Annotated in this window: 2 protein-coding genes; both read right to left on the reverse strand. The window is 38.3% G+C overall.

What is annotated here, in order from left to right; all coding sequences use genetic code 11:
* On the reverse strand, positions 1-1,067 hold a 1,067-nt coding region (locus CD138_RS12390), incomplete at its 3' end, for a BppU family phage baseplate upper protein (RefSeq protein WP_103265998.1).
* Positions 1,067-3,016, reverse strand: a 1,950-nt coding sequence (locus tag CD138_RS12395) for a peptidase G2 autoproteolytic cleavage domain-containing protein (RefSeq protein ID WP_103265999.1), incomplete at its 5' end; no start/stop codon positions are given. The genes CD138_RS12390 and CD138_RS12395, both read right to left, overlap by 1 nt.

Consider the following 3,016-nt stretch of genomic DNA (forward strand, 5'->3'; position numbering starts at 1 on the left):
TTGTAAAAACGTTTTAACCATATTTGTGTAGAATTGTAAGGTTGAAAGATGATACGTTTTACAATTTCTTCTCTTCGTTCAACTATCGCAAATCCGGCAGTGGAACTAGATCCTGTTATAGGAGTGTCGGTAAAGTAATAATTACCCGCATCAAGATTATGAAGTGTATCAACATCATTCGATAAAGAAATGGTCTGAGCGCTTCCGTCATCATTAGTTAGTTTATGTTTTTGCCAATTAAGCTCTGCTAATTTAAAATCAACCTCAGCGTCACCAATAGGAGCATTGCGCGAGAATTCTTGCATCTTACTATCGATATACTCGAGCGTTTCTTCTTTCTTACTTTCAATAACACCCGTACTCTCTTCGACTTTAGAATTAATAGTAGCTATAGCGCTATTCTTGGTTTGCTCGGTATCTTGCTTTTGCTTTTGATATAAATTAGTCAATTCTGATTGAGCACTTGTGTATAACGATTCAAAACCAGATGTGATTTTTTCTTTTGTCACTTCAAATTGCTGTAGTGCTTGATCGCGTGCATCTCTTACTTGCGTGACGTGGTCGTCTAAATTTTGCAGCGATTCTTTAATCTCTACTACTTCTTTTTCTAAAGCGTTTTTCAAATCATCAAACATTCTAAAGTATTGAACTTTGACCTCACCTTTAACTTGGTTAGGTAAAGCGTCAGCTACATAAAATTCAAACTTACCGAGCGTCGCAACATCTGTATTACCATTTACAGCTAACAAGATTTGTCCTTCAACATTTGTATCTGTTGCAGCTTTCAAGAATTCGTTCGGTACCGTTACCTCAACAATTCCACCGTGCGCATCGTAGATACTTAAATCTAATTGTCCCGACATACTTCCGTTTGATGATTTAAGCCATAAATACCCCACTACATTGACAGGTCCTAGTTGATAGGGAAAACCGTTTTTATGAACTATAAAACGCAATTTAGCTGTATTGCTATCTGTATTATAAAAGCCTATTCTCGTTTCCGAGATAGGCTTGTAGTAAGGTGTATTCTCTTGTTTCAAAACAGCTATTTTATCTAAATTAGACATTATTTAAAACTCCCTTTCGTCACAGGGTGGATATAACAAACTGCAACACCATATCCTTTTTCCATTTCATAAGGTGTCGTAATTTTCATAACGCGATAATAACCATTTTCGTTATCTTTAGTACCTTTACCATTTCTCGAACTAATCCAATCGCCCTCGTCTACCGTATCATCAATAGAAATATATACTTGACCGATAAGCCCTACTACATTCCATTCTGGACGTTCTGAACGCGATTCGTATGCTTCGTTTTCGACATAATCTTCGTCTTCCACCGGAACTTTTACCATTTCAGAATATTCATTCCCCTCGTCATCTTGCCAAGTTTTTAATTGCTCCTCATAAACAATCACGCCGAACTCGTCTCTTTTATATCTATCTTTGTGGTGGAACATTTGGTCTCCCAAGATAATACCTGCCGTTCCTGAAACTACACCTAGCGGAACATCGTTGTGTTGCGCCTTTCTAATATAACGACCCTCTAAAGTAACAATAGTACCATTACGGATAGCGCCACCACTTTCAGATTCGAAATACTCAGCGTAGTCAGCAAAGTTATTACTTGTTGTTAGTTGGCCGGCTGTTTTAATATCACCCGAAGTCGAAGACATATCAATTTTGATGTTAGCCGTACTAGCGCCCTTATCTCCATAACCTAATAAAAAGTGATAATTTCCAGGAGATTTGACGCCGCGACTATTTACGATAGTTTGACAGTAACTGCCTTGTAATGTCTCTGATTCAAGTGAGTTAAGCACTGAAGAACGCGAACCATAAGCATGTGAGTTTACACCTGACCCTGCAACCCAACTTCTATCACTATGCGCATATGAGCCACCTGTCGAAGCAATGAGGGCACTAGATTCCGCTAAAGCTCCACCTCCTGTCGATGCGGCACTTAAACCACCTTTAACGACCGTAGGAACTTTTTTGTATTTTCTTTCTGCAATAGATGCTTGTGTAGCATACCCCTCAGCTTGTACACCTACGATTTCAGCAGTATTGTTATACATTTCAATCGCAATTCCTGTACCGGTTCCGATTAAATTAGCGCCAATGATTTTAGTATCATAAACGCCTGCACCGCCAGAAATACCAATGTTTTTTGATGATTTATAAAGATTGATGTTTGAAAAAGTAATCTTTTTAGGTCTGTTGGCACCACCGTAAATCTTAATATCTGAACTTGACTCAGTAAAACCTTGAACATTAACGCCGTTAAAAACGACATTTTCAGCTCTGTATTGTACTACGACAACCGGTTGTCCTTTAGCCCAACTTTTATCACCTAATGCACTAAAATTGTTTACTTGTACATTACGGTATGCACTGATAACAATTGCACGTGGTGTCGTTTTTGGATATACACCGTTGTATTGTGGATAAACAGACGAGCAGTTATTTAATACTACATTGAACGCCGTTTTAGATTGTGGGTCAGTTGCTTTGTGGTGTCCGATGTGACGAATGTTATATGATCGCGTGTCTCTAATTGATAAATGATTATTAACAAAAATATTCTGCGGTGCACTTGCGGTAGCATGTGCTTTGATTTCTAGTCCGCCATAATTTTTTTCTGTTCTATTGTCTGAAAGAAAAACGAATTGTGAACCATCATCCACTTCAATACCGTTGTTATTTCCCCCACCAATAGGACTATGTGAGTAATTATTAGTGATAAGGATATATCTGCTCCAGTGTGTCGTAATACCATCGTCACCAAATCCATATGTTTCACAATTATCAACATGGACATATTTACTTTCTAACGCTTCACTTGGGCGTACACCGTCGCCACCATAAAAGTATTCGTCGACGCCATAAGTCACATCAATACCATGCAACAAGTTATCATATGACTCGATGTTATAAATGTAACCGTGTTTAACACCTGCAAAGCGTACACCACTGGAAAGTGAACCTCCTGCAGGTTTTAATGTGTCATTTTG

The sequence above is a fragment of the Staphylococcus intermedius NCTC 11048 genome (assembly GCF_002902385.1).
GTDB lineage: Bacteria > Bacillota > Bacilli > Staphylococcales > Staphylococcaceae > Staphylococcus > Staphylococcus intermedius.